The sequence below is a fragment of the Caulobacter rhizosphaerae genome, assembly GCF_010977555.1.
GTDB lineage: Bacteria > Pseudomonadota > Alphaproteobacteria > Caulobacterales > Caulobacteraceae > Caulobacter > Caulobacter rhizosphaerae.
Genome location: NZ_CP048815.1, coordinates 4,789,118 through 4,811,409, shown reverse-complemented (window position 1 = coordinate 4,811,409; position 22,292 = coordinate 4,789,118). Strand labels below are relative to the sequence as shown.

Sequence of the window (22,292 nt, the reverse complement as noted above, 5' to 3'; positions counted from 1 at the left end):
GACAAGCTCAGGATGAGGGTTTTGACTGCCGACGTTGAGCTAAAGTAGCCCTCATCCTGAGCCTGTCGAAGGACAAGGGCGATCCCTCGGAGCTTGCTGTATGTCCCCTACCATCGTCGATATGATCACCGCCGACTGCGGCGTGATGGGCGACATCCTGCGGCTGCGGGCGGCGGACTCCCCCGATCATCCCGCCGTCATCATGGAAACCGGCGAGGCGGTGACCTACGCCCAGTTCGACGCCCTGGCCGACCGGGTCGCCGCCGCCCTGCAGCGTGATGGAGTCGGGCAGGGCGAAGCGGTCGCGGTCTGCGCCCTGTCGTCGATTCCCTACGCGGCGCTGTTCCTGGGCGCCCTACGGGCCGGCGTCGCCGTCGCGCCCCTGGCTCCGTCCTCCACGCCCGAAGCCATCGCCGGCATGGTCGCCGACTGCGGCGCGCGACGGGTGTTCCTGGACGCCGGCGCGGCCGAGGCCCAGGCCGGCGCCCCGATCGCCGTGCGCCAGGTCGCCCTGGACGGCTCGGGCTTCGCCGAGGCCTTCGACGCCTGGCTGGCCCCGGTCGGCGCGGTTCCGGCCGCGGTGACGATCGCCCCCGACGACCCGTTCAACATCATCTATTCCAGCGGCACCACGGGCGCGCCCAAGGGTATCGTCCAGTCGCACGGCATGCGCTGGAAGCACGTGTTCCGCGGCGACGCGGTGGGCTACGGCGCCGAGGCCGTCACCCTGCTGTCGACCCCGCTCTATTCCAACACCACCCTGGTCTGCTTCTTCCCCACCCTGGCCGGCGGCGGGACCGTGGTGCTGATGAGGAAGTTCGACGCCGGCAAGTACCTCGAACTGGCCCAGAAGCACCGCATGACCCACACCATGCTGGTGCCGGTGCAGTACAGACGGCTGATGGACCGTCCCGACTTCGGCGACTTCGACCTGTCGTCGACCCAGCTGAAGTTCTGCACCAGCGCGCCGTTCGCGGCTGAGCTGAAGGCCCAGGTCCTGGCGCGCTGGCCCGGCGGGCTGGTCGAGTATTTCGGCATGACCGAGGGCGGCGGCACCTGCATCCTGATGGCCCACGAACATCCGGACAAGCTGCACACGGTGGGCCGCCCTGCGCCGGGTCACGACATCCGGCTGATCGATGAGGACGGCGTGGAGGTGGGGCCCGGCGTGGTCGGCGAGATCGTCGGCCGCTCGGCCGGCATGATGAACGGCTATCACGGCCAGCCCGGCAAGACCGCCGAGGCGACCTGGATCTCGCCCGAGGGTCTCAGCTTCATCCGCACCGGCGACGTCGGCCGGTTCGACGAGGACGGCTTCCTGACCCTGATGGATCGCAAGAAGGACATGATCATCAGCGGCGGCTTCAACGTCTATCCCAGCGACATCGAGGCCCAGATCGTCCAGCACCCCGACGTGGTCGAGGCGGCGGTGGTCGGCGTGCCCTCCGACGCCTGGGGCGAATCGCCGGTGGCCTTCGTGGCGCTCAAGTCTCCAGGAGAAGGGCGAATTGACGCGGACGGGTTGAGGTCCTGGGTCAATGCTCGCCTTGGTAAGACCCAGCGGCTGGCCGACCTGAAACTCGTCCAATCCCTGCCCCGCAGCCATATCGGCAAGGTCCTGAAGCGCGAGTTGCGCGACGCGTGGACGGCTTCTGCCTAGGTCAAAGATTCCGGCCACATTTCTGCCGCGACGGCGCGCCGCATCCGGGGGCCCCGAGTCACTCGATACGTTCTCTTAACCATAACGGCGCCGTTGCGTGACGGGGCCGGATTGTTCGGAAGCGACGTGTGATGCAAGCCCTCCCCAAAGTGTCGCCGGAAGCCCGCAGGCAGGCCAAGGCCGAGGCGGCCCTGGCCGCCGCCGGCGTCCCGCAGGACTTCGCCGCCGTGGAGAAGGTGCTGCGACAGGGCCTGGCCTCGGGCCTTGACGCCCGGCTGGCCGACCGTTTCGACCGCCCCACCGCCGTCCGCGCCGTCGCCACCCGCGTCGCCGCCCTGACCGCCGCCCTCGTCGCCTCGGGCGTTCGTCGCGGCGGGGTCTGCATCGTCCCGGCCCTGGCCTCGGCGGCCACGCTTGAAGCCATCGTCGGCGCCGGCCTGCGGCCCTGGCTGGTCGACGTGGATCCCTGCAGCTGGATGTTCGACCCGGCCCACCTGCGCGAGCGCCTCGGCGAGGCCCCGCCGCCGATCGAGGCCATCGTCCCCACCTGCGCCTTCGGCCGCGCCCCGGACATGACCGCCTGGGCGGCCTTCCAGCGCGAGACCGGCCTGCCGATCGTAGTCGACGCCACTGACGGCTTCGACGTGATCATGGAAGCCCCGGTTCCGGTGATCGTCGGCCTGCCCTGCGGCCGCGGGGTGTTCGTGGCCAGCCAGGACGCCGACTTCATCGCCAGGCTCGAGGCGCCGGCCTTTGTCGGCGACGCCGGCCTCGAGGGCTGGTCGGGCCAGCGCCTGCGCCTGGCCACCGCCGCCCAGCGCCTGCGCATGCTGCTGCTGGGCGCCCGGATCGGCTTCCAGCCGGGCTGGGGGATGAGCTGGGTGTCCGACGCCTGGGTCGTCAGTCTGCCTGAAGGAACCGCCCCGCTCGTCGCCGCGCGTCTGGCCGAGATGGGCTACGCCACCAACCCGGTCGGCCCGGGCGTCGTCATCCGCGACCAGACCCCGGTGGCCGACCGCCTGGCCAAGTCTGTGCTCAGCCTGCCGTTCCACGCCGACCTGGGCATCGCCGAGCTGGATGAACTGGCGGAAGCGGTGAGGAAAGCGCTGTAATCACCTCCTCCCACGGGGAGAAGGAGGGGCCCGCCGCGAGGCGGTGGGAGGATGAGGGGTTACGCCCTATCCGATTTCACTCAGGCCCTGCCGGCACGCCGTCGGGCGTCTAAACCCCTCACCCTCCCATCGCGATGCGATGGGCCCCTCCCTCTCCCTTTGGGAGAGGGTCCTCAGATTCAGTGCGCGGCCGCATAGGCGTCGATCGCCGCCACTCGCCGGGCCTTCTCCGCCTCGTCCAGGAACGACCCCGTGAAGCTGTTCTTGGCCAGGGTCACCAGCTCGTCCCGCGTCAGACCAACCGCTTCCGCCGTCTGGACGTAGTTCTCCAGCAGGTAGCCGCCGAAATAGGCCGGATCGTCGGAATTGACCGTCGCCTTCAGGCCCAGCTTCAGCATGCGCTTCAGCGGGTGCTCCTTCAGGTCGGACACGCCGCACAGCTTCAGGTTCGACAGCGGGCACACGGTCAGGGTCGTCCCGTCCTGCACCAGGCGGGCGGTCAGGCAGTCGTCCTCCAGCGCCCGGTTGCCGTGGTCGATGCGGTCGACGGCCAGGATGTCGACAGCCTCCCAGACATAGGCCGGCGGGCCCTCCTCGCCGGCGTGGGCCACCACCTTCAGGCCCAGGTCGCGTGCGGCCTGCATGACACGGGCGAACTTGGCGGGCGGGTGGCCGACCTCCGAGGAGTCCAGGCCCACCCCGGCGATCCTGGACAGGTGCGGCTTGGCCTGTTCCAGGGTGGCGAAGGCCGAGGCCTCGTCCAGGTGGCGCAGGAAGCAGAGGATCAGCTTGGAGGTCACGCCCAGAGTGCGCTCGGCCTCTTCCATGCCCTGGACCAGGCCGTCGATCACCGTCTCGAAGGCCACGCCGCGGTCGGTGTGGGTCTGGGGGTCGAAGAAGATCTCGGCATGGGTCCCGCCGTCGGCCGCCAGCCGGCGGAAATAGGCCAGGGCCAGGTCCTTGAAGTCGGCCGCCGTCAGCAGCACGCCCGCGCCCTGATAATAGATGTCCAGGAAGTCCTGCAGGTTGGAAAAGGCGTAGGCGGCGCGGATCTCGTCGACCGTCTTGAACGGCAGGGTCACGCCGTTGCGCGCGGCCAGCTCGAACATCAGCTCGGGTTCGAGGCTGCCTTCGATGTGCATGTGCAACTCGGCCTTGGGCAGGCCGCGGACGAAGGTTTCAAGGGCGGTGTCGGTCATGACGAATCCATCGGCCGCAGCGACGGCTCGGTCAAGGCGGAACCCTGCGCATCGCCTTCGGCTTGTTCGCACGCTCAAGCTGTGACACCCATTCAGGCATGGGATTTGATATTTCTTGGATTGGCTTCAACGGTCTCGACCGAACAGAATGCCTGCATCGCCTGCGCATGACCGCCACCGACGAGGTGGACGAGGCGCAAGAGGAGCCGTTCTCATTGGCTGAGTTGCCGAACAAGTGGATCATCCTGTTCGCCAACGATTTTGAGTACGTCTCTGACAAGCGTCTGGCGGCGCTTTCGGCCGAAGCGACGGTGATCGGCTGTCATATCCATGAGGGCGTGATGTTCAGCGACGCAACGCTGTTCAACGCCGGTCGCAAGGTCTGGTCGATCTCGCATTTTGCGGGTGATGGTCCCCTCAACTTGGAGACTTCAGGTGAGCTCCCGGCGGAAATCCTGACGATCCGCGACAGGCTGCTTGCAAAGCAGAAGGCGATGGGCGCGAGTTCCGACGTCGACCACGTGTTCGATATTCCCGTAGAGGCCGCGCAACTCGTCACCAGTTACCGCTACGACCAGTGGAAGTTCGACTGGGGCGAGCCGGTCTTCCATGTATTGAAGGCCAAGTGAAGCGACGGCTCACCGACGCGAACCTGGAATGCGCTCGTGACATCCAAATATCCGCTCGCATCGATTGAAGAGCTTGGCCCGGACATCGGCTTCGCGGAGGCCGAGGCCGCCGCCCTGTACGGCCGCGACTATCGCAAGGCGCTGGCCAGCGACGACGGCTTCCAGCGGCTGGACGCGGTGGAGCGGCTGGCCCGCGCCCGCGCGGCGCTGTCGGTCCAGGAGGTCGCGGCGATGGACATGGCCGCCGGCCGGGGCCACGCCCTGGCCGAGATCGTCCGGCTGACGGGTCGCGACCCGGCTTTCGTCGAAACTCTGGTCCTGGCCGCCTGCGCCAAGCTGGCGGCGCACTACGAGGCCGTGGGCGACGCCGACGACGAGGTCGGGCCGGGGCCGCTGAGGCTGCCGGGGCCGTTCCTCTAGTAGGCGAAGACTTCGGCCTTCGGGCGCGCCGCTGCAGGCTTGAGCTTAGGCGTCGCGCAAATTCGGCTAAGGTCCGGTCGTTTCGAGGGGGTATGAGAGATGATCATGAAACGTGGTCTCGAGGTGGCGCTGACGATTGGCCTGTTCGGGGTGAGCGCCTGTTCGGGGCGTACGGAGGACAGGCTTCCTGCTCCAGTCAGGGCGGTGGTCGAGCTCACCAAGACCACGAGGACGGACTACGTCGTCTACAACTGGAATCGGATCGAGCAGACAGGCGGGCCGGTCGAGGAATGGTCTGCGGAGTTCCATTCCGGGACCCTGCACCGGGTCGAGACGCCGCGCGACCGCTGGATCGCCGATTGCGCAACCGGCTCCGGAACGGGCCTGTCACTCACCACGGGCGAGAAGGTCGTCGGTTCCAAGGTGGCGTTGGCGGCCTGCGGGGTGAACACCAACAAATCCTTTGTCGCGAGCGAATGGCGGGGCGTCGTGAACACCGCGTTTGGCCCAGCGCAACGAATACGCCTGATCGACGCGCACAACGTCAGGACCTACGACGTCATGCAGGACGGCGCGATCGTTCGCACCACTTATGAATTGGTCAACGGTTCACCGTGGTCCCTGACCTATGCCGTCGCGGTCGAGCATGAAAAGCCCGACCCGGCCATGTTCGACGCCGCGTCGCTGGCGCGCAGCTACGTTCCGGACCGCTTCAAAATGGCCCCCGCCCCTAAGACATCGGCTGCGCCGGCGGCGAAGGCTCGGGCAGGGGGGTGAATTCCTGGTCGTCCAGGTCGGGGAGCTTCATGCGCTGGGCCCGCCAGTCGGCCTTGGCCTGCTCGATGCGCGCCTTGGACGAATGGACGAAATTCCACTCGATGAAGCGCGGCCCCACCGGTTCGCCGCCCAGCAGCATGACGGTGGAGGGTTCCAGGGCCTCGAAGGTGATCGTCTCACCCGGCTTGAACACCGCCATCTGGCCGGCGTGCAGCACCTGGCCGGCGGCCTCGACCTTGCCGACCGCGACATAGGCGGCGCGCTCGGGATACTCCGCCGGCAGGCCCGCCTTGGCCCCGGCCGCCAGTTCCCAGTGCACGTAGAACAGCGGCGAGAACACCGGCACCTTGGCCGACGCGCCGAACGCCTTGCCGGCCACCAGGGCGGCCTTCAGCCCGCCCTCCTCATAGACCGGCATCTCGTCGCGCGGATGGTGCGAGAAGCTGGGGGCGATCTCCTCCTGGCCGTCGGGCAGGGCCACCCAGGCCTGGATGCCGTGCATGGCGCCGCCGTGCTCGCGCAGGTGCTCGAAGCGTTCGGAATGGGTGATGCCGCTGCCGGCGGTCATCCAGTTGACCTCGCCGGGCCGGATCTCGACCTGCGAGCCGACGCTGTCGCGGTGGGTGATCTCGCCCTCGAACAGGTAGGTCAGGGTCGACAGGCCGATGTGCGGATGCGGGCGCACGTCGACGTTGCGCGGGAAACCGGGCTCGAACGCGACGGGGCCCATATGGTCGAAGAAGGTGAAGGGCCCCACCATCCGCCGGCTGTGGAACGGCAGCACGCGGCCGACCTCGAAACCGCCGAGGTCCTTGCGGCGCTGGTCGATGACGAGGTCGATCATGGGGGCGGGCTCCGAAGCGGTGGAGCCAGCATTGTGGCGGGACGCAAGCGCCGATTCTAGAAGGAAACGACGGCGCGCGGGCCGGGGACAGGCGCATGCGCCTGTCCCCGGCCGCGATCTACCCCAGCGGGCTCACATACGGGCTGACCAGGCCCAGCGGCACGGCCGTGGAGTTCTTGACGCCGCGGATGACGATCCGGCTCTCGATATTGCTGACCAGGCCCAGCGACAGCAGCTTGTCGCGCAGGAACTCGTCGAAGGCGCGCATATCGCGGGTGACGATTCGCAGCTCGTAGTCGGCCGCGCCGGTCACGGTGGCGCACTGCACCACCTCGGCCCACTTGGCCACCGCCTGCTCGAAGACCTCGAGGTTTTCCTTGGTCGGCAGCGACAGCTTGGCGGTGCAATAGACCTCGAAGCCCAGGCCCAGCTTCTCGCGGTCCAGGATCGTGACGCGGCGCTGGATGACGCCCGCGTCCTCCAGCCGCTTGATCCGGCGCCAGCACGGGCTGGACGACAGGCCGACTCGCTCGGCGATCTCGGCGACGGACAGTCCGGCGTCGTGTTGGATGAGATCCAGGATCTTGGCATCCACGGCGTCGAGTTGTTCGGACAAGAATTCCTCCCCCCAGAGGGTGATTGGCGCGCTGATCGTGCGCAAAGCGGCCTTGGGACGGGCACACCTTGGGCAAACAATTTCCCCGTTTCTATAAGATATTGCTGAGCGGGCGAGAAGACCCGGGAGGAATTTTTTTGCTATGCGGCACTCGGAAGTCACGCTCGACGACAAATATCTGCTCGAAGATGGTCGTGCGTTCATCACCGGCGTGCAGGCGCTGATCCGCGTTCTCCTCGACCGAAAGCGCCTGGACACCCGGGCCGGGCTCAACACGGCGGGCTTCCTTTCCGGCTATCGCGGCTCGCCCCTGGGGGGGCTGGACCAGCAGGCCGCCCGCCTGTCCAAGCTGCTCACGGCCCATGACGTCGTCTTCAAGGAAGGCCTGAACGAGGACCTGGCCGCGACGGCGGTCTGGGGCAGCCAGCAGGCCAACCTGTTCCCGGGCGCGACCCACGACGGCGTCTTCGGCATGTGGTATGGCAAGGCGCCGGGCGTGGATCGCACTGGCGATGTCTTCAAGCACGCCAATTTCGCCGGCAGCTTCCCGACCGGCGGCGTGCTGGCCGTGGCCGGCGACGACCACGCCTGCAAGAGCTCGACCCTGCCGTCGCAGTCGGAGTTCGCCTTCCAGGACTTCGAGATGCCCGTGCTGTCGCCGGCCGATGTGCAGGAGGTGCTCGACTACGGCCTGCTGGGCATTTCCATGTCGCGGTTCAGCGGCCTGTGGACCGGCATGATCGCCCTGGCCGACACCATGGACTCGGGCGTGACCATCGACGTCTCCCTGAACCGCCACCGGCTGGTGATCCCCGACTTCCCGATGCCGCCCGGCGGCCTGGGCATCCGGCTGAAGGACCAGCCGATGGAGAAGGAGCGCCGACTTCGCCTGCACAAGATCCCCGCCGCCCTGGCCTTCGCCCGGGCCAACGGGATCGACCGCGTGGTGCTGGGCGCCTCGCACGTGCGCGTCGGCAAGGCGCGTCTGGGCATCGTCTGCCAGGGCCAGGCCTACAAGGATGTGCTGGAAGCCTTCACCGCCATGGGCATGACCCTGCAGGAGGCCGCCGACCTGGGCGTGTCGATCTACAAGGTCGGCATGCCCTGGCCGTTGGAGCCCTTGGGCGTGCGCGCCTTCGCCGCCGGCCTCGAGACCTTGATGGTGATCGAGCACAAGCGCGGCCTGATCGAGCCCCAGGCCCGGGCCGCCCTCTATGACCTGCCGGCCCACGCCCGCCCCCGGATCATCGGCAAGCTGGACGAGCACGGCCATCCGCTGCTGTCGGAACTGGGCTCGCTGTCGGTGGCCGAGATCGCCCTGGCCATCTACGACCGCCTGCCTCCCGGCCCGCACATGGAACGGGCCCAGGCCTATCTGAACCGCGTCTCGGCCGCCGGCGTCGCCGCCGTCAGCCTGGCCGCCGACCAGGCCCGCAAGCCGTTCTTCTGCTCGGGCTGCCCGCACAACACCTCGACCAAGCTGCCGGAGGGCAGCCGCGCCCTGGCCGGCATCGGCTGCCACTACATGGCCGGCTTCAACGATCCGATGACCGACCTGAACACCCACATGGGCGGCGAGGGCCTGACCTGGGTGGGGGCCGCGCCGTTCACCACCGAGAAGCACGTCTTCCAGAACCTGGGCGACGGCACCTACAACCACTCCGGTTCGCTCGCGATTCGGGCCGCCGTCGCGGCCGGGGCCAACATCACCTACAAGCTGCTGTTCAACGACGCCGTGGCCATGACCGGTGGTCAGCGGGCCGAGAGCGGCTTCACCCCGGCCCAGATCACCCGCCAGCTGGCTAGCGAGGGCGTGGCCCGGACCGTGATCGTGGTCGACGAGCTGGAACGCTACCAGGGCGTCACCGACCTGGCGCCCGGCGTCGACGTCTTCCCGCGCTCGGAACTGATGAGCGTGCAGAAGATGCTGCGCGACACCCCCGGCACGACGGTGCTGCTTTACGACCAGACCTGCGCCACCGAAAAGCGCCGCCGCCGCAAGCGCGGGACCATGGCCAAGGCCACCAAGCGGGTGTTCATCAACCCGCTGGTCTGCGAGGGCTGCGGCGATTGCTCGATCAAGTCCAACTGCGTGTCGGTGGAGCCGCTGAACACCGAGTTCGGCCGCAAGCGCAAGATCAACCAGTCCAGCTGCAATCAGGACTACAGCTGCGTCGACGGCTTCTGCCCGTCGTTCATCACCCTGGAAGGGGCCGAGAGCGCCAAGGCCAAGAAGGCCCCGGCCCTGACGGTCGACTCCACGCCGCTGCCGGTGTTCGACGACTTCCACGGCGTGCGCCGGATCATCTTCACCGGCGTGGGCGGCACAGGGGTGACCACCGTGGCCTCGATCCTGGCCATGGCCGCCCACGTCGACGGCCGGGCCGGCAGCGTGGTCGACATGACGGGCCTGGCCCAGAAGGGCGGCGCGGTGTTCAGCCACGTCAAGATCGGCGAGACCGAGGAGACGGTGGTCGGTGGCCGGGTGCCCGCCGCCAGCGCCGACGTGTTGATCGCCTGCGACATGCTGGTGGCCGCCTCGCCGGAAGGTCTGTCGCTGTACGCCAAGGACCGCACGGCCGCCTTCGGCAACAGCGACTTCGCTCCCACGGCCGACTTCGTCACGAGCCGCGACGTCCGCTTCGACAGCGGGGCCATGGCCCGGCGGATCAAGGGCGCCACCAAGAGCTTCGACGCCTGCCCGGCCCAGCACCTAGCCGAGACCCAGTTCGGCGACGCCATCTTCGCCAACATGATCATGGTCGGCTTCGCCTGGCAGCGCGGGGTGATCCCGCTGTCCAGCCGCGCGGTCTACCGGGCCATCAAGCTGAACGGCGTCGACTATGAGTCCAACCTGGCCGCCTTCGAGCTGGGCCGCCGCGTGGCGCACGATCCAGCTTCGATGGGGCCGCGCGACGCGGACGTGCCGACGCCGGAAACCATGCCGCTGGCCGAGCTGATCGCCAAGCGCACCGCCGACCTTGTCGCCTACCAGAACGAGGCCTACGCCAAGCGCTACGCGGCCAAGATCGAGAAGGTCGCCCTGGCCGAGGCGGCGAACGGCGGCGGGGAGATCCTGACCCGCGCGGCGGCGGTGAACCTCTACAAGCTGATGGCCTACAAGGACGAGTACGAGGTGGCCCGGCTCTATACCGATGGACGCTTCGCGGCCGAACTGGCCGGGACCTTCAAGGGCGGCAAGGCCAAGGTCTGGCTGGCCCCGCCGATTCTCGCCCCCAAGGACAAGGAAGGCCGGCCGCGCAAGATGGCGTTCGGCGGCTGGATGCTTGACCTCGCCTTCCCGGTCATGGCGAAGCTGAAAGGCCTGCGCGGCGGACCGCTGGATGTGTTCGGCAAGACCGAGGAGCGGCGCATGGAGCGCGGCCTGATCACCGACTACGAGACCACGCTGGACCGCCTGGCCGGCGGCCTGACGCCCGAGCGCCTGCCGCTGGCGGCCCGCATCGCCGCGATCCCGCAGGAGATCCGCGGCTACGGCCACGTCAAGGACGCCGCGGTAGTCAAGGCCAAGGCCCAGGCCGCGACCCTCTGGAGCCAGTGGGAAGGGTAGGAGCCGGGGACACGCCCTTGCGGCGCGTCCCCAAAAGTCTACGCCGCGCCTGAGGAGGGGACACGCCGCAAGGGCGTGTCCCCGTCCGTGAGTTTACCGCTGCACCGTCCCGTCCGCGCGGTCAGGCTTGATCCCCGTGGCGCGGATGTTGGTCACCGACTGCAGGATGCCGAACCAGAACGGCGAGCCGAGCGAGACGGCCAGGCCGGTGATCGCCAGGCCCAGCAGGGTCAGCAAGATCTTCGCTGTCACGCTCCAGCCGTTGCGATAGGGCGTCTTGCAGGCGGAGGCCGGCCGTTTGCTGGGCGGCAGGGACGACAACGGCTCGTGGACCAGGGCGCAGAGGCCTTCCTGGCTCCAGCCGATCGGCAGCGGCAGGTCCTGGGCCAGGTCGGCGGCGCTCTGGCCTCCGTCGCAGGCGCATTCGGGCGCGGTGGCTTCGTCGCCCTCGGCCGAGGCTGCTGGCGTCGGCGCCGGCGTCGGCGCGGGCGCGGCCAGATTGGCCTCGACGTCGCGCGCCTCGGTGGCGCCCTGGGCCGATTGCGAGGCCTGGGCCACCAGGCCGGCCCGCGCCACCGGATCGCGCCACAGGTTGTCGATCAGCTGCAGCGAATTGACGTTGAACGCCACCGCCACGGCGAAGCCGGCCCAGAAGGTCAGCCGATGGACCCAGCGCTTGTAGGTGCCGCTGGTGCGGTCCATCGCCCGGTCGAACCAGGTGGCGACGTTCTGCTGGAACACGTCCAGCTTGCCCTCGGCGTCGTCGAGCATCGGCAGAAGGGCGGCCTTCAGGGGCTCGTTGTTCTCGATGCCGGCGACAGCGGTCTTCAGCTGGGCGAAGCTGAGATGGGCCGTTTCGGAAGGCTTCAGCGTCTCGGTCAGGGCCACGGCGAAGGTCTTGCCCGGGATGTACGAGGGGGCGTTCTTCAGCAGCGCCCCGCGCTTGGTGCCGTGGTCCTCGGCCAGGTTGTGCGACTTCAGGGCGTTGATCAGCGGGTGGTTCCACACCGCGCACATCTGCGGCGACCAGTCACCGGACTTGGCTTCCGACCCGTCGCCGCCCAGCAGGCTCTGCACCCGCTGGAGCAGGAATTCGCTGCGCTTGTTGAGGAAGCTCGAGATGTATTCGTTCAGCGCCGTGACGAACAGGCTGACCAGCAGGTAGACGAAGATCAGCCCGATCGCGACATCGAGCGCGGCGCCGAAGTTCATGATGCCCTTCCCTGGGACGCCGGCCTGACGACCGCCGCGCCCTCAACCTTGTCGGGTAAGGTTTCACAGCTCGCGAAAAAGGGCAATGAAGGCCGCCGACCACTCCATCTGGCGCCGGCCATGAGGCGTGATAGGTTGGGCGCATGAACAAGCCGCCGCCGCCCGCCTCCAGCGTCGTGACCTTGTCGCCCGACGACGCCGCCGATCTGCTGGCGCGGGTTCGGCGTGGCGAGTTCGCCTCGCTGGACGAGGCGGTGGCGGCGGAACTCGCGGAACTGAACTACCGCCGGGCCGCCGAGATCATGGGCGGATCCGACAAGCTTGAGCGCTTCCTCGACGAGCTTGAGGCCGAAGCGATCGATCCCAAGGACTATGTCGACGCGGAAGATTTCTTCGCCGACCTCCGCGCGACCGTGAAGCAGCGCCTGGATACGCCACGCGGGTGAAGCGGCGACCGGTGATTTCCAGATGACCCAAGAGTTCGATTTCGACGCCGTCGTGGTCGGCGCCGGCGCCGTCGGCCTGGCCTGCGGCTACGCCCTGTCCCAGCAAGGCCTGGTCGTGGCCGTGCTGGAGCGCGAAGACCACATCGGCCAGGGCGTGTCGTCGCGCAATTCCGAGGTGATCCACGGCGGGCTCTACTATCCGACCGGTTCGCTGAAGGCGCGGCTCTGCGTCCAGGGCCGGCGGCGGCTGTATGCGTTCCTCGACAAGCATCACATCGACTACAAGAAGTGCGGCAAGCTGGTGGTGGCCACCAGCCAGAGCGAGATCCCGCGACTGGAGGCGATCTACGACCAGGCCCTGGCCAACGAGGTCGAGGGCATGGACCACCTGACCGGCGACCAGGCCCGGGCGCTGGAGCCGGGGCTGAACGCTCACGCCGCGCTGCTGTCGCCGGAAAGCGGCGTGTTCGCCAGCCACGACTACATGCTGGCCCTGCAGGGCGAGATCGAGGCGGCTGGCGGGGCCGTGGTGGTCAAGACCCCGTTCGAGGGCGCGACGCCGCGGGCCGGCGGCGGCTTCACCGTGCGGATCGGCGGGGCCGAGCCCGCCAGCCTGGCGTGCCGCCTGCTGGTCACCGCGCCCGGCCTGTCGGCCCAGGCCGTGGCCGCGACCATCGAGGGCTTCCCCGCCGACCAGATTCCCGCCGCCCACTATGGAAAGGGCGTCTATTTCCGGCTGGCGGCCAAGGCGCCGTTCCAGAGGCTGATCTACCCGCCGCCGATCCATGGCGCCCTGGGCACCCACTATCGCAACGACCTGGGCGGCCAGGCCGTGTTCGGGCCGGACCTGGACTATGTCCCGGCCCCCGACTATTCGGTCGACCCCGCCCGGGCTGCGGCCTTCGCCGACTATATCCGCAAGTTCTGGCCCGACCTGCCCGCCGACCGGCTGGTTCCCGACTATGCCGGGGTGCGGCCCAAGCTGCACGGCCCTGGCGAGCCGCAACCCGACTTCCAGCTGCGCGGCGCCGACAGCCACGGCCTGGAGGGCCTGATGGCGCTGTTCGGCATCGAGAGTCCGGGCCTGACCAGCTCGCTGGCGATCGGCGAGGAGGTGGCGCGGCGCCTGACCGCGTAAGGCTTTGCCACCAACTGGCGTCTCGCGCGTTGCCGTCTTGGGTTTTCAGGAGGGCGCCATGCTGGACGACTTCATCGACAGACTGATCTCGCGGCTGATGGCCGGGGCGGGCCTGATCATGGCCGCCGCAATCGCCGCCGTGGCCGGGGCGATGGCGGTGTTCGCCTTCCTGGCCCAGTGGGTCGGCTCGGCCTGGGCCTACGCCATCGTCGCGATCGTGGCCGCGGTGGTGGTGGCCGTCTGGTCGGTCCTGCACAAGCAGCACCTGGCCAAGACCCGCCAGCCGCCTTTGGACCAGCGCGTGCTGACTATGATGCAGGCCCATCCGACCGCCTCGTTCATGGCCGGCATGGCCGCCGCCACCCTGCTGAAGGGCAAGCCCTCGCTGGCGGCGACGCTGTGGGAGGCGAGGAAGGGCAAACCGAAGTAGGGCGCCCTTTTCTTGCCCCCACCTGACCGCTGCGCGGTCTGTCCGCCCCCAGAGGGGGCGGAGCCTTCGCGCGCAGGCTCTTCCCCCTCTGGGGGAAGACGGCCGAAGGCCCGTAGGGGGCAAGTTCCGAGGGTTATCCCTTCTTCGGCGTCAGCTTCAGCACCCGCCCGTCATCCTCGTCGGTCACCAGGTACAGCGCCCCGTCCGGGCCGACCTTCACGTCGCGGATGCGGACGTTCAGCTCCGACAACAGGCGCTCCTCGCCGACCACCTGGTGGTCCTTGACGGTCAGCCGCACCAGGTAGCCCTTGAGGCCGCCAACGAACAGACTGCCCTTCCAGGCGGGAAACAGGCTTCCGTCATAGAAGGCCAGACCGGAGGGCGCGATCACCGGGTCCCAGTAGTAGATCGGCTGCTCCATGCCCGCGTGCTGGGTGATCCCCTCGCCGATCGGCTTGCCCGAATATTCCTCGCCATAGGTGATGGTCGGCCAGCCGTAGTCTTTGCCGGCCTTGGGGGTGTTGATCTCGTCGCCGCCCTTGGCGCCGTGCTCGACGGTCCACAGCTCGCCGGTCCAGGGATTGATCGTCGCGCCCTGGACGTTGCGGTGCCCCTTGGACCAGATTTCCGGCTTGGCCTGCGGATTGCCGACATAGGGGTTGTCGGCCGGGATCGAGCCGTCTGGTCGTATACGAATGAGCTTGCCCAGGGCCGCGTCCAGGTTCTGGGCCTGCATCCGGCCTGGAAGGATAGAGCGCTCGCCGGTGGTGACGAACAGCGCCCCGTCGCGGGCGAAGGCCAGGCGGCCGCCGAAGTGCAGGGGCGAATCCATGGTCGGCATCTGCCGCCAGATCACCTGGACGTTCTCCAGCCGGGGCGCGGCGCCCAGCACCAGCTTGCCGCGCGCCGCGGTCGTGCCGTTGCCGCCGTCGCGGGGCTCGGCATAGGTCCAGTAGATCAAGCCATTCTTGGCGTAGTCGGGGTCCAGCGCCACGTCCAGCAGGCCGCCCTGGCCCTCGGCGAACACCGGCGGCAGGCCGGCGACGGCGGGCGACAGCTTGCCGTCGGCGCCGAGGATCCGCAGGCGGCCGGCCCGCTCGGTGACCAGCTTGGCGCCGTCCGGCAGGAAGGCCAGGCTCCAGGGATGGTCGAGGCCCGTGGTCAGGGTCTCGACCTGGTAGGCCACGCCCAGCTTCTCCTCCGGCGCCCGGGTCTGCTGCGGGAAGGCCGGCTTCTGGTCGGGGGCGTTGGGCGGGCCGGTCTCGACCGGCGGATTGGGCAGGGCCTGCACCGTGTTGGCGGGGCCGCACGCCGACAGGACCAGCGCGGCGAGGGCGAGATGGCGAAGACGCATAGGGAACTGTCCGATTGGGGAGGGGCGACGCCGACGTTGTCATTCCGGGGCCGGGTTGTCATCCCGGACCGGCGTGTGGCGCGCCGTTGACTCAAGCCTGTCCCCCCACCAAGGTCCGGCCTCGCCACAGACGGAGCCCGCCTTGACCGCCATCCTGCACGCCATGCTGGGCAAGGGTTTGGGCGGCCTGGAGCAGGTGTTTCTCGACTATCAGCTGATCCTGGAGGCCTACGCCGCCGCGGATGGCGGCGCGGCGACGGGGGTGGTGCGGACCGGGGGCAAGGTCGCCGCCCAGCAGGCCGGCCGCGTCCCGCCGCTGACCACCATGCCGGCCTATACCGACTGGGACCCGCTGACCCTGGGCGCGGCCCGCGGGATCGTCCAGACCGCCGCGCCCGACCTGATCCTCAGCCACGGCCAGAGACCGGCCAGGCTGATGGCCAGGGTCGCCCCGCCCGGAGCCGTGCTGGCGGTCTGCGTGCACAAGCCGGCCTTCGACGTCGAGACGTCCAGTCCGCACTTCGCCCGCACCCACTATGTCTGCGTCGGCCGGCACCTGGCCGATCTGGCGGTCGAGCGCGGCGTCCCGGCCCAGCGGGTGCACCTGGTGCCCAACGCCGTGAAGCCGCCAGCCGTCCAGGCCGCGCCGTTCGGCCAGGCCGGCCGCCCGCCGCGCATCGTCGCCGCCGGCCGCCTGCATCCCAAGAAGGGGTTCGACGTGCTGGTCGCCGCCCTGGCCCTGCTGCGCGACCAGGACCAGGCCTTCGACTGCGAGATCGCCGGCGAGGGCGACGAGCGCCCCAGGCTGGAGGGACTGATCGCCCAGCACGGCCTGCAGGATCGCGTGCGCCTGGTCGGCTGGCGCGGCGATGTCCCGGCCTTCCTGGCCACGGGCGACGTCTTCGCCTTCCCATCCTACCAGGAAGGGTTCCCGCTGGTGCTGCTGGAGGCCATGGCCGTCGGCCTGCCGGCCGTGTCGAGCGCCATCCCGGGGCCCGTGGAGATGATCCAGGACGGCGTCGACGGCGCCCTGGTCGCGCCCGGCGACCCCGCCGCCCTGGCGCGCGCCCTGGCCAGCCTGGCCGCCGCGCCGGAAAAGGCCGTCGCCCTGGGCGCCGCCGCCCGCGCCAAGGTGCTGGCCGATTACGGCCCGGCCAGCCTGAAGCGGCGTCTGGACGCGGTGCTCGATCGGATGCTCGGACGGGCTTGAAGCCGCCCCCGCTTTGCGCTTATAAGCCCGCCTCCGCTTCGTGCGGCTGGGTAGCTCAGATGGTTAGAGCGGTGGATTCATAACCCACAGGTCGGCGGTTCGATCCCGCCCCCAGCCACCACGCGGTTTCCGGCCGAGACGCCGGACTTACCGTTCTTCCGAACCTAACTCACCGGCTGCTGCAGGCCGTACCACTGCTCGACCTTCGCGACCATTTCCGCTGACAGGCCATGGCCCTTGGCGTCGAAGTCGGCGGCCTCGAACCTTTGGTTGCCGCCGCCTTCGATTCGGCCGGCGGCGGCGACGAGCAGGTCGCTTCCGACGCGCTTGTCATGCCGGCCATAGACCATCAGGCCGGGCTTGGCGGCGATCGACGGCGTGCCGGGCTGGCAACGGCTGTTGGACTGCCAGCGGAACTCGTCCAGGCGCGACAGGTCGGTGACCGGGGAAATCGCCGCCCAGCCGTCGACGGTCGGGTCCTGGGCGGCGAGCATGGCGTGATAGCCGCCGTAGCTGATCCCCACCGTGTATTCCTTCGCCGCGCCATAGCGCTGGGAAATGTTTCGTTCGAAGGCGGAAAACCAGGCGCTGAACGCCTGGCAGTAGGCCGCGCCGCCGTCGGCGTAGAAGGCTTGTCGAGCCCTCGGCAGGCGAACGACCACCACCTGCGATCCGTCCTCCTGCAAGGCGTCGACCAGGGCTTGGCGGTCCGGGCTCTGCCAATAGCCGTCCAGGCCGGGCAGGCCATGGAAGAGGTAGACGCGCTTGCCGAAGTTCCGGCCGATCACGCGGTCCGCCTGGGCGAAGGTCGGGACGACGGGCTTGGCGGGCAGGGCGGCCGCGCTCTCGGCCAGCCGCCAGATATGCGAGGTGGCGGCGCGTCGTTGCACGGTCGGAAGGACCATGGCCAGGCCAAAGGACAGCACGCCCGTGAGGGCGATGAGATAGCGCTTCTTCATTCCTGGAGTCCCCCGACCCGCCGTGACTTTTATGATTTTCGGCGAACTCTCGCCGCAAGCGTTACTGTGGTTCGAACTACCTCTTAGGGAGATCGCCGTGAAGGTCCATGCGACCGCTCGTCGCGGCTGCATTCCCTTCGGCGGCTCGACCTATGGGGCGCAGTTTTTGACGATCCCGGCTGTTATGGCTAGCGTCTAGCTTAATTTCGGCAATTCGATTCGCCTATGCCGCGAGTAATCCGATCTGGCGGTCGGGGAATCCGGCGGGGTCCTGAAGCTTCGCGACCTGCCTCCACGCAGGTCGCAGCGAGACGAGCTGGCCGTCTTGCGGCCCGGCGACGTTCGCCACGGTGCTTTTTCGACGGGGCGCTGTCGGATCGGCCCGTCTTCGATCGTCCTCGGTACGATCAAGGCGCCCATCCCATGCTCTACGCCATTCTCTGCTACAATTTCGAGGACGTGGTCGGGGCCTGGAGTCCGGCCGAGGACGCCGCGGTGATGGCCCGGCTGGGGGCGGTCGAGGCCGGTCTGGCCGCCGCCGAGCGGATGGGGGCGACGGCTCGCCTGCTGCCGACCACCGCCGCCGTCACCCTGCGCAAGGGCCGCGAACTGATGGTCATCGACGGTCCGTTCGCCGAGACCAAGGAGCAGTTGCTGGGCTTCTATGTGGTCGATTGCACCGACCTGGAGGCGGCTATCGCCGTCGCCCGCGACCTGGCCGTGGCCAATCCGGACCGGGGCGCCTATGAAATCCGCCCGCTGGCCGTCTATCGTCCGGGAAGCCTGGACGGCGCGTCGCGCCAGGTCCGCGGGCGCGAAGCCCATGTCAGGGGAGCTGGGGCATGACCATCGCCAATATCGACGCGGCCTGGATCGACGCCGCCCTGACCGCCGCGCGGCCCCAGGCGGTGGCGGCCCTGCTGCGCTATTTCCGTGACCTGGACACCGCCGAGGAGGCGTTCCAGGACGCCTGCCTGCGGGCCCTGAAAGCCTGGCCCAAGAACGGCCCGCCGCGCGACCCGACCGCCTGGCTGATCCTGGTGGGCCGCAACGCCGCCCTGGACGGGGTGCGCAAGCAGAGCAAGTCGTCGCCCCTGCCGCCCGAGGAGCTGATCTCCGACCTGGAAGACGCCGAGGCGACCCTGGTCGATCGGCTGGACGGCGACCACTATCGCGACGACGTGCTGCGGCTGCTGTTCATCTGCTGCCATCCGGACCTGCCGGCCACCCAGCAGGTGGCCGTGGCGCTACGCATCGTCTCGGGTCTCTCGGTGCGCCAGATCGCCCGCGCCTTCCTGGTCGGCGAGTCGGCGATGGAGCAGCGGATCACCCGCGCCAAGGCCCGGATCGGGGCGGCCGACGTGCCGTTCGGCGCGCCGGGCGCCGAGGAGCGCGCCGAGCGCCTGAACGCCGTGGCGGCCATGGTCTACCTGGTGTTCAACGAGGGTTATTCGGCCGGCGGCCAGGAGCTGCTGACCCGCGGCGCGCTGTGCGACGAGGCCATCCGCCTGGCCCGCCTGCTGCTGCGGCTGTTCCCCGGCGAGCCGGAGATCATGGGCCTGACCGCCCTGCTGCTGCTGCAGCACGCCCGGGCGCCGGCCCGGTTCGACGCCGACGGGGCGGTGGTGCTGCTGGAGGACCAGGATCGCGGCCTATGGAACGGGCGGATGATCGCCGAGGGCCTGGCCCTGATCGACAAGGCCGTGCGCCATCGCCGGCCCGGGCCCTATCTGGTCCAGGCCGCCATCGCCGCCGAGCACGACCGCGCCGAGCGTCCCGAGGACACCAACTGGGCGCGGATCGACCTGCTGTACGGCGACCTGGAGCAGCTGGCGCCGTCGCCGGTGGTGACCCTGAACCGGGCCGTGGCGGTGGCGAAGGTCGCCGGACCCGAAGCGGCCCTGGAGATGATCGAACCCCTGGCTCCCAAGCTGTCGGGCTATTTCCACTTCTTCGGCCTGCGCGGCGGGCTGTTGCTGCAGCTGGGGCGGAAGGACGAGGCGCGCGTCGCCTTCGACCAGGCCATCGCCCTGGCCAACACCGCCGCCGAGGCCGCCCACATCCGCCTGCACCTGGACCGGCTGATGAAGGAGTCCGCCGGCGGCTGATTTCCGCGAAAAAGGTTCGTGGGCATGTCGGGATGGCGACGCGCCGTTCGTCCTCTGGTCGACCGCTGAACGGGAGACCGCCATGACCCCCGCCGACAATGACGAAGCCGCGATCCGCCGCGCGATCGAGGCGTGGACCCGAGGACTGCACGACAAGGACGTCCAGGGGACGACCGCTGTCCTCGCCGACGACTTCGTGCGCTATTCGCTGGCTCCGCCGCTGCGCTCGACGGGACCGAACCCCGTCGGCCTCCAGGCCTGGTTCGACACCTGGTCCGGCCCAATCGGCTACGACTTGGCCGCGCTGGACATCGCGGCGGCGGGCGACGTGGCCTTCGCCCACGGCCTGGCCCACCTGACCGGGACGAAGACGGACGGCGCAGTCACCGACCTGTGGTTTCGCTACACCCTGGGCCTGCGCCAGCGCGGCGAGGCCTGGAAGATCGTCCATGCCCACGAGTCCGTACCGTTCCTGATGGACGGCAGCTTCAAGGCCGCCATCGACCTGAAGCCCTGACTTCAACTTAGCGAAGAGAGAACGACCATGACCGACGCCCAACACCAGATGCCCCCGCTGCCCGCCGTCTCCGGCGGCATCGTGCCCTACCTGTCGCCGAGTAACGCCAGCGAGGCGGCCGATTTCTATATCAAGGCCTTCGGCGCCCAGGACCTTTACCGCATCCCGCCCGACGAGCAGGGGCGGACCATGCACATCCACCTGGTGATCAACGGCAATTCGCTGATGCTCAGCGACTTCTATCCCGAGCACGGTTATCCGCCGGAAAAGCCGGGCGCCTTCACCCTGCATCTGCAGGTCGACGACGTGGACACTTGGTTCGAGCGCGCCGCGGCGGCCGGCTGCGAGGTTGTCCTGCCGGTGCAGCTGATGTTCTGGGGCGACCGCTACGGCCAGGTTCGCGACCCCTACGGCTTCCTGTGGTCGATCGCCACCACGCCCAAGGCCTGAAACCCGGCCTTGCCGCCCTGAAAGCCGAAGTCGAGAAATAGGGGCGATCCTGGCGGGGGCTCAGGCCTCCGCCAGGATCAGCACCATCACCCCGTCGGCCGCCCCGTCGTGCAGGATGGGGGCCAGGGACAGCTCGACCGGGCGCTCTTCCCCGGCCCGGACCAGCAAGGCGGTCTCGACGCGGACGGCCGGGCCGCCCTGCAGGACCTTCTCCAGCGCCTGGCTCAAGGCGCGACGATCGGACGGGCGGACGATGTCGGTCAGCCGGCAGTCCAGCAGCTCGGCGCCGGAAAACCCCGTCAGGCGCAGGAAGTCCTCGTCCATCTCGGCCAGCACGCCGCGGATGTTCAGCCGCGCCACGGCCAGGCGGGGCTGGGCGGCCGTCGCCGTCTGCATGGCCCGGGCGTGACGCAGGCGACCGCGCAGGCTGTGCTCCTCGGTGCGGTTGGCGAACAGGGCCGCGACGCCGCCCGGATAGGGGAAGACGCGCACGCCATAGCAGCGGCCTGGCTGGACCGTGGAATCGGCCTCGAATTCGACCGCTTCGCCGGTGCGCAGCACCCGCCGCATCTGCTCGGCGATCACGGCCTGGGTGGGCCGGGGGAACAGGTCGCTCCAACTGGCCCCGACCAGCTGGCCGGCGCTGCGCCCGGCCAGGGCCTCGAACACGGGATTGACCTTGGTGACGCGCAGTGTCGGATCCAGCGCGATGAAGCCCTCGGCCATCTGCTCGAGCAGGGCTTCGCGACTGGTTTCGGCGACATGGTCTTCCAGGCTTCCGCTCGCCGTCGGCAGATTGTTCCAGCTGGCGTAGCGGTCCGCCGACAGCAGCACCACGCGCGGACGGCCGTGGTGGGTGATGATGACCGGGCCGGTCAAGGCGACGTCCTGCCACTGGCCGAAATTCCGGCTGACTTCGCCGGCGGTGGCGTGCGTGGCGGGAGAGTCGTTGGTCATGGCCGCTCCACAAAATACGGAGAATCAATCATCTCCGTCTTGCCCGTGAATCCGCTTGGCCGAGATGCTCTAGTCCTTGTCAAGCTACCATCGTGGCGGTTGAGCGACAATTGATCGCGACATCCTTCAGGCGAGACAGGCTGTCGCCGTAAAATACGTATTTTACGGACTACTCAGATAAACTTGGCCGCATCCACGCCTGGGCGATCCTGCTTGCGCAATCTTCGCAAGAAGGACTCGAGCGATGCGGCAGACCAATCAGGCGATCATAACAGACCGACGCTTCCGGCGCGATCAAAGCGGCGCGACAGCGGTGGAGTTCGCCTTCCTGGCGCCGGTGCTGATCTTCATGCTGATGGGCATCACCGGCTATGGCGGCTATTTCTGGATGTCGCATTCGGTCCAGCAGTTGGCCAATGACGCCGCGCGGGCGGCGATCCCGGGATCCACCGCCGCCGAGCGGGCCACCCTGGCCAAGGCGGCCGTCGCCGCCAGCGCCGGCGACGCCGAGTTGGTCCCGGCCAAGCTGTCGACCGAGGTGATCGACCGTGACGGACGGCTGACCGTGGCGGTGTCCTACGACGCGGCCCAGTCCTTCGCCTTCGCGGTGCGCGGGGTGACTCCCATGCCGTCGGACCAGATCCGCCGCCGGGCCTCGGTGCAGCTGGGAGGCTATTGAGGCC

The 22,292-nt window shown here is 69.0% G+C and carries 22 protein-coding genes and 1 tRNA gene; 16 read left to right on the top strand and 7 right to left on the bottom strand.

Translation table 11 applies throughout. From position 1 onward, the window contains the following. The first annotated feature begins 100 nt into the window (after positions 1 to 100). Both G3M57_RS21915 and G3M57_RS21910 read left to right on the top strand, forming a co-directional pair. On the top strand, positions 101 to 1,660 hold the full coding sequence (locus G3M57_RS21915) for a class I adenylate-forming enzyme family protein (RefSeq protein ID WP_163233015.1): 1,560 nt from the start codon (positions 101 to 103) through the stop codon (positions 1,658 to 1,660). 131 nt (positions 1,661 to 1,791) lie between these two features. Further along, the gene (locus G3M57_RS21910; RefSeq protein ID WP_163233013.1) at positions 1,792 to 2,772 is read left to right on the top strand and encodes a DegT/DnrJ/EryC1/StrS family aminotransferase; all 981 of its coding nucleotides are present in this window, start codon (positions 1,792 to 1,794) and stop codon (positions 2,770 to 2,772) included. 179 nt (positions 2,773 to 2,951) lie between these two features. On the opposite strand, the gene G3M57_RS21905 is transcribed toward G3M57_RS21910, so the two are convergent. Then, positions 2,952 to 3,971, bottom strand: a complete 1,020-nt coding sequence (locus tag G3M57_RS21905; protein WP_163233011.1) for an adenosine deaminase — start codon at positions 3,969 to 3,971, stop codon at positions 2,952 to 2,954. Between the two features lie 98 nt (positions 3,972 to 4,069). On the opposite strand from G3M57_RS21905, the gene G3M57_RS21900 reads away from it, so the two are divergent. The 3 genes from G3M57_RS21900 (at position 4,070) to G3M57_RS21890 (ending at position 5,797) form a co-directional block, all read left to right on the top strand. After that, entirely contained in the window at positions 4,070 to 4,600 is a 531-nt protein-coding gene (locus G3M57_RS21900) for a hypothetical protein (RefSeq protein ID WP_163233010.1), read from the top strand. Between the two features lie 36 nt (positions 4,601 to 4,636). After that, entirely contained in the window at positions 4,637 to 5,020 is a 384-nt protein-coding gene (locus G3M57_RS21895) for a hypothetical protein (RefSeq protein ID WP_163233008.1), read from the top strand. A gap of 105 nt (positions 5,021 to 5,125) precedes the next feature. Continuing rightward, positions 5,126 to 5,797 carry a hypothetical protein gene (locus G3M57_RS21890; RefSeq protein ID WP_163233005.1) on the top strand — a complete coding sequence of 224 codons (672 nt, stop codon included), beginning with the start codon at positions 5,126 to 5,128 and terminating at the stop codon, positions 5,795 to 5,797. On the opposite strand, the gene G3M57_RS21885 is transcribed toward G3M57_RS21890, so the two are convergent. Together G3M57_RS21885 and G3M57_RS21880 are read right to left on the bottom strand one after the other, a co-directional pair. Beyond that, on the bottom strand, positions 5,751 to 6,641 hold the full coding sequence (locus tag G3M57_RS21885; RefSeq protein ID WP_163233003.1) for a pirin family protein: 891 nt from the start codon (positions 6,639 to 6,641) through the stop codon (positions 5,751 to 5,753). The two genes, G3M57_RS21890 and G3M57_RS21885, sit on opposite strands and share 47 nt — an antisense overlap. A gap of 118 nt (positions 6,642 to 6,759) precedes the next feature. Then, complete coding sequence (locus tag G3M57_RS21880) at positions 6,760 to 7,257, bottom strand: Lrp/AsnC family transcriptional regulator (protein WP_029589380.1); 498 nt, start codon at positions 7,255 to 7,257, stop codon at positions 6,760 to 6,762. Positions 7,258 to 7,399: 142 nt separating this feature from the next. Between G3M57_RS21880 and G3M57_RS21875 the strand changes: the two genes are divergently transcribed. Continuing rightward, positions 7,400 to 10,828, top strand: coding sequence for an indolepyruvate ferredoxin oxidoreductase family protein (locus G3M57_RS21875; protein WP_163233001.1), 3,429 nt, complete (start codon positions 7,400 to 7,402; stop codon positions 10,826 to 10,828). Between the two features lie 93 nt (positions 10,829 to 10,921). Here the strand turns inward: G3M57_RS21875 and G3M57_RS21870 are convergent, their stop codons facing one another. Beyond that, a complete protein-coding gene (locus tag G3M57_RS21870; RefSeq protein WP_163232999.1) occupies positions 10,922 to 12,040 on the bottom strand; it encodes a hypothetical protein in 1,119 nt (372 codons plus the stop codon). Between the two features lie 143 nt (positions 12,041 to 12,183). Between G3M57_RS21870 and G3M57_RS21865 the strand changes: the two genes are divergently transcribed. The 3 genes from G3M57_RS21865 to G3M57_RS21855 are packed head-to-tail and all read left to right on the top strand — an operon-like array spanning position 12,184 to position 14,054. Then, positions 12,184 to 12,486, top strand: coding sequence for a hypothetical protein (locus G3M57_RS21865; protein ID WP_056753153.1), 303 nt, complete (start codon positions 12,184 to 12,186; stop codon positions 12,484 to 12,486). A gap of 22 nt (positions 12,487 to 12,508) precedes the next feature. Continuing rightward, positions 12,509 to 13,624, top strand: a complete 1,116-nt coding sequence (locus tag G3M57_RS21860) for an NAD(P)/FAD-dependent oxidoreductase (protein ID WP_056753150.1) — start codon at positions 12,509 to 12,511, stop codon at positions 13,622 to 13,624. A 58-nt stretch (positions 13,625 to 13,682) separates the two neighbouring features. Next, entirely contained in the window at positions 13,683 to 14,054 is a 372-nt protein-coding gene (locus G3M57_RS21855) for a hypothetical protein (protein ID WP_056753146.1), read from the top strand. 133 nt (positions 14,055 to 14,187) lie between these two features. On the opposite strand, the gene G3M57_RS21850 is transcribed toward G3M57_RS21855, so the two are convergent. Next, positions 14,188 to 15,408: a PQQ-dependent sugar dehydrogenase gene (locus G3M57_RS21850; protein ID WP_163232997.1), complete on the bottom strand. Its 1,221-nt coding sequence runs from the start codon at positions 15,406 to 15,408 to the stop codon at positions 14,188 to 14,190. 142 nt (positions 15,409 to 15,550) lie between these two features. Here G3M57_RS21850 and G3M57_RS21845 point away from each other — a divergent pair, with 142 nt between their 5' ends. Then, a complete protein-coding gene (locus tag G3M57_RS21845) occupies positions 15,551 to 16,618 on the top strand; it encodes a glycosyltransferase (RefSeq protein ID WP_163232995.1) in 1,068 nt (355 codons plus the stop codon). 44 nt (positions 16,619 to 16,662) lie between these two features. Beyond that, positions 16,663 to 16,739: transfer RNA gene (locus G3M57_RS21840), tRNA-Met, on the top strand. A gap of 43 nt (positions 16,740 to 16,782) precedes the next feature. Here the strand turns inward: G3M57_RS21840 and G3M57_RS21835 are convergent. Further along, positions 16,783 to 17,577, bottom strand: a complete 795-nt coding sequence (locus G3M57_RS21835) for an alpha/beta hydrolase (RefSeq protein WP_163232993.1) — start codon at positions 17,575 to 17,577, stop codon at positions 16,783 to 16,785. A 423-nt stretch (positions 17,578 to 18,000) separates the two neighbouring features. Between G3M57_RS21835 and G3M57_RS21830 the strand changes: the two genes are divergently transcribed. The 4 genes from G3M57_RS21830 to G3M57_RS21815 all read left to right on the top strand — a co-directional run bounded on the left by G3M57_RS21830 (position 18,001) and on the right by G3M57_RS21815 (position 20,652). Further along, complete coding sequence (locus tag G3M57_RS21830) at positions 18,001 to 18,423, top strand: YciI family protein (protein ID WP_163232991.1); 423 nt, start codon at positions 18,001 to 18,003, stop codon at positions 18,421 to 18,423. Next, positions 18,420 to 19,685, top strand: a complete 1,266-nt coding sequence (locus G3M57_RS21825) for an RNA polymerase sigma factor (protein WP_163232989.1) — start codon at positions 18,420 to 18,422, stop codon at positions 19,683 to 19,685. The genes G3M57_RS21830 and G3M57_RS21825 overlap by 4 nt, the downstream gene beginning before the upstream one ends. Positions 19,686 to 19,767: 82 nt before the next feature. Further along, entirely contained in the window at positions 19,768 to 20,202 is a 435-nt protein-coding gene (locus G3M57_RS21820) for a YybH family protein (RefSeq protein WP_163232987.1), read from the top strand. Between the two features lie 27 nt (positions 20,203 to 20,229). Further along, the gene (locus tag G3M57_RS21815) at positions 20,230 to 20,652 is read left to right on the top strand and encodes a VOC family protein (RefSeq protein ID WP_163232985.1); all 423 of its coding nucleotides are present in this window, start codon (positions 20,230 to 20,232) and stop codon (positions 20,650 to 20,652) included. Positions 20,653 to 20,712: 60 nt separating this feature from the next. On the opposite strand, the gene G3M57_RS21810 is transcribed toward G3M57_RS21815, so the two are convergent. Then, positions 20,713 to 21,609 carry a type II toxin-antitoxin system prevent-host-death family antitoxin gene (locus G3M57_RS21810; protein WP_163232983.1) on the bottom strand — a complete coding sequence of 299 codons (897 nt, stop codon included), beginning with the start codon at positions 21,607 to 21,609 and terminating at the stop codon, positions 20,713 to 20,715. A gap of 244 nt (positions 21,610 to 21,853) precedes the next feature. Between G3M57_RS21810 and G3M57_RS21805 the strand changes: the two genes are divergently transcribed. Then, entirely contained in the window at positions 21,854 to 22,288 is a 435-nt protein-coding gene (locus tag G3M57_RS21805) for a TadE/TadG family type IV pilus assembly protein (protein ID WP_163232981.1), read from the top strand. Positions 22,289 to 22,292: the final 4 nt, after the last annotated feature.

What these genes read in the sequence shown, in the direction of transcription:
- G3M57_RS21915 (WP_163233015.1), top strand. Translation starts at nt 101, where the DNA reads ATGTCCCCTACCATCGTCGATATGATCACCGCCGACTGCGGCGTGATG.
- G3M57_RS21910 (WP_163233013.1), top strand. Translation starts at nt 1,792, where the DNA reads ATGCAAGCCCTCCCCAAAGTGTCGCCGGAAGCCCGCAGGCAGGCCAAG.
- G3M57_RS21905 (WP_163233011.1), bottom strand. Translation starts at nt 3,971, where the DNA reads ATGACCGACACCGCCCTTGAAACCTTCGTCCGCGGCCTGCCCAAGGCC.
- G3M57_RS21900 (WP_163233010.1), top strand. Translation starts at nt 4,070, where the DNA reads ATGGGATTTGATATTTCTTGGATTGGCTTCAACGGTCTCGACCGAACA.
- G3M57_RS21890 (WP_163233005.1), top strand. Translation starts at nt 5,126, where the DNA reads ATGAAACGTGGTCTCGAGGTGGCGCTGACGATTGGCCTGTTCGGGGTG.
- G3M57_RS21885 (WP_163233003.1), bottom strand. Translation starts at nt 6,641, where the DNA reads ATGATCGACCTCGTCATCGACCAGCGCCGCAAGGACCTCGGCGGTTTC.
- G3M57_RS21875 (WP_163233001.1), top strand. Translation starts at nt 7,400, where the DNA reads ATGCGGCACTCGGAAGTCACGCTCGACGACAAATATCTGCTCGAAGAT.
- G3M57_RS21870 (WP_163232999.1), bottom strand. Translation starts at nt 12,040, where the DNA reads ATGAACTTCGGCGCCGCGCTCGATGTCGCGATCGGGCTGATCTTCGTC.
- G3M57_RS21865 (WP_056753153.1), top strand. Translation starts at nt 12,184, where the DNA reads ATGAACAAGCCGCCGCCGCCCGCCTCCAGCGTCGTGACCTTGTCGCCC.
- G3M57_RS21860 (WP_056753150.1), top strand. Translation starts at nt 12,509, where the DNA reads ATGACCCAAGAGTTCGATTTCGACGCCGTCGTGGTCGGCGCCGGCGCC.
- G3M57_RS21855 (WP_056753146.1), top strand. Translation starts at nt 13,683, where the DNA reads ATGCTGGACGACTTCATCGACAGACTGATCTCGCGGCTGATGGCCGGG.
- G3M57_RS21850 (WP_163232997.1), bottom strand. Translation starts at nt 15,408, where the DNA reads ATGCGTCTTCGCCATCTCGCCCTCGCCGCGCTGGTCCTGTCGGCGTGC.
- G3M57_RS21835 (WP_163232993.1), bottom strand. Translation starts at nt 17,577, where the DNA reads ATGAAGAAGCGCTATCTCATCGCCCTCACGGGCGTGCTGTCCTTTGGC.
- G3M57_RS21830 (WP_163232991.1), top strand. Translation starts at nt 18,001, where the DNA reads ATGCTCTACGCCATTCTCTGCTACAATTTCGAGGACGTGGTCGGGGCC.
- G3M57_RS21825 (WP_163232989.1), top strand. Translation starts at nt 18,420, where the DNA reads ATGACCATCGCCAATATCGACGCGGCCTGGATCGACGCCGCCCTGACC.
- G3M57_RS21820 (WP_163232987.1), top strand. Translation starts at nt 19,768, where the DNA reads ATGACCCCCGCCGACAATGACGAAGCCGCGATCCGCCGCGCGATCGAG.
- G3M57_RS21815 (WP_163232985.1), top strand. Translation starts at nt 20,230, where the DNA reads ATGACCGACGCCCAACACCAGATGCCCCCGCTGCCCGCCGTCTCCGGC.
- G3M57_RS21810 (WP_163232983.1), bottom strand. Translation starts at nt 21,609, where the DNA reads ATGACCAACGACTCTCCCGCCACGCACGCCACCGCCGGCGAAGTCAGC.
- G3M57_RS21805 (WP_163232981.1), top strand. Translation starts at nt 21,854, where the DNA reads ATGCGGCAGACCAATCAGGCGATCATAACAGACCGACGCTTCCGGCGC.